The sequence below is a fragment of the Paenibacillus sp. genome (assembly GCF_035645235.1).
In the GTDB taxonomy this organism is placed as follows: domain Bacteria; phylum Bacillota; class Bacilli; order Paenibacillales; family YIM-B00363; genus Paenibacillus_AE.
On sequence record NZ_DASQMZ010000125.1, the window covers coordinates 1 to 1,776 of the forward strand.

General features: G+C 65.2%; 2 protein-coding genes and 1 pseudogene. 2 read left to right on the forward strand and 1 reads right to left on the reverse strand.

All coding sequences use genetic code 11. The features are described from left to right. Together VEZ38_RS11825 and VEZ38_RS11830 are read left to right on the forward strand one after the other, a co-directional pair. Window positions 1-303: MarR family winged helix-turn-helix transcriptional regulator (locus VEZ38_RS11825; protein WP_324893578.1), on the forward strand; the 303-nt coding region annotated here is incomplete at its 5' end. Continuing rightward, a complete protein-coding gene (locus VEZ38_RS11830) occupies window positions 296-880 on the forward strand; it encodes a Spy/CpxP family protein refolding chaperone (protein WP_324893580.1) in 585 nt (194 codons plus the stop codon). The genes VEZ38_RS11825 and VEZ38_RS11830, both read left to right, overlap by 8 nt. A gap of 130 nt (window positions 881-1,010) precedes the next feature. On the opposite strand, the pseudogene VEZ38_RS11835 reads toward VEZ38_RS11830, so the two are convergent. Then, a pseudogene (locus VEZ38_RS11835) lies at window positions 1,011-1,776 on the reverse strand (aconitate hydratase); the annotation flags it as partial.

The following is a 1,776-nucleotide window of genomic DNA, read 5'->3' on the forward strand; positions in this document are numbered from 1 at the left end:
AGCCAAGGGGAACTGGCCGGCCGACTGCAACTCGAGAAGAGCACGGTCAGCCGCCTCGTCGCGTCGTTGGAGAAGCGGGGATGGATCGAGCGGCGAACGGATGCGACCGATACCCGCATTCGACGACTGGCCCTCACGGCGTCCGGACGGCGGCTGGCGGGCGACATCCAAGAGGCGAGGCGCGCGCGGTTCCGGCGGCTTGCCGGTGCGTTGGGAGAAGAAGAGCGGCGCGCGGTCGAAGACGGCTTGGTTCATCTGGTGAATGCGTTGCGAAGGGAACGGGAGGTTGAGAGAGATGAGTAGGATACTAAAGTCGGCGGTTGCCTCGGCGGCCATTGTCACGCTTCTTGCCGGGTGCGGAGCGGACTCGGGAGAGGCGCCTTATGCGGGGTACGATCAGCGGGAGATCGCGGCGCTGGCGCCGGAGCGGGTCGCGACGCTGCTTGCCGGCGGCGGTGCGGGGTATGCGCTTGCGGCCGAGGTGAACGGTTACCCCGGACCGAAGCATGTGCTGGAGCTCGCTTCGGAACTGGAATTGACGGCGGAGCAGCGGGAGCGGACGGAGAAGCTGTACGCGGCCATGACAGCGGAGACCGTCCCGCTCGGCGAACGGCTCGTCGCGCTGGAGCGGGAGTTGGATGAAGCGTTCAAGCGCGGCGTCGCGACCGAAGAAGAGCTGGCGGCGCTTACCGGATCGATTGCAGAAACCGAGGGGCGCTTGCGCTACGCTCACTTGAAGACGCATCTGTCGATGCGCTCGCTGCTTACAACGGAGCAGAACGCCGCATACGCCGCGCTGCGCGGGTACGGCGCAGGCTCGGCGAACGGCAAGGGGCATGAGGCCGGACATGAGGCCGGGCATGACGGGGGCGGACATTAGCCCGCAGGAAGCCCGCTTCCTCCGACCGAACGCGGCCGATGCGGTTCGCCCAACGCTTCGAATATGAAAAAGCCCGACGTTCCGCGAGATGCGGAGCGTCGGGCTTTTTGAGGTTCATTTTCCGAAAAAGTTACGCCATCAGCTGACGGAGCACCGTCTGCAGGATGCCGCCGTTGCGGTAGTAGTCGACGTCGACCATGGAGTCGAGGCGGACGATCGCGTCGAACGAGAACGAGGAACCGTCCGTGCGAGTCGCGTTCACCTTCACCGTCTGGCCCGGCAACACGTCGTTGTCGAGACCCGCGATGTCGAACGTCTCCGTGCCGTCGAGACCGAGCGTCTTCCAGCTCTGCCCTTCGACGAATTGGAGCGGGAGAACGCCCATGCCGACGAGGTTGGAGCGGTGAATCCGCTCGAAGCTCTCCGCGATGACCGCCTTCGCGCCGAGGAGGAACGTGCCCTTCGCCGCCCAGTCGCGGGAGGAGCCGGTGCCGTATTCCTTGCCGGCGATGACGACGGTCGGCGTGCCGTCCGCTTGGTACTTCATCGCTGCGTCGTAGATCGGCATCACTTCGCCCGTCGGCAGGTACTTCGTCACGCCGCCTTCCGTGCCCGGCGCCACTTGGTTCCGGATGCGGATGTTCGCGAACGTGCCGCGCATCATGACTTCATGATTGCCGCGGCGCGAGCCGTACGAGTTGAAGTCTTCCTTCTTCACGCCGTGCTCGATCAGGTACTTGCCCGCAGGCGAGTCGACTTTGATGCTGCCCGCCGGGGAAATATGGTCCGTCGTGACGGAGTCGCCCATGAGCGCCAGCGTCTTCGCGCCGTGGATGCCCTTGATGTCGTCCAGCTGCTCGCTGAGGTTCGCGAAGAACGGCGGGTTCTGGATGTAC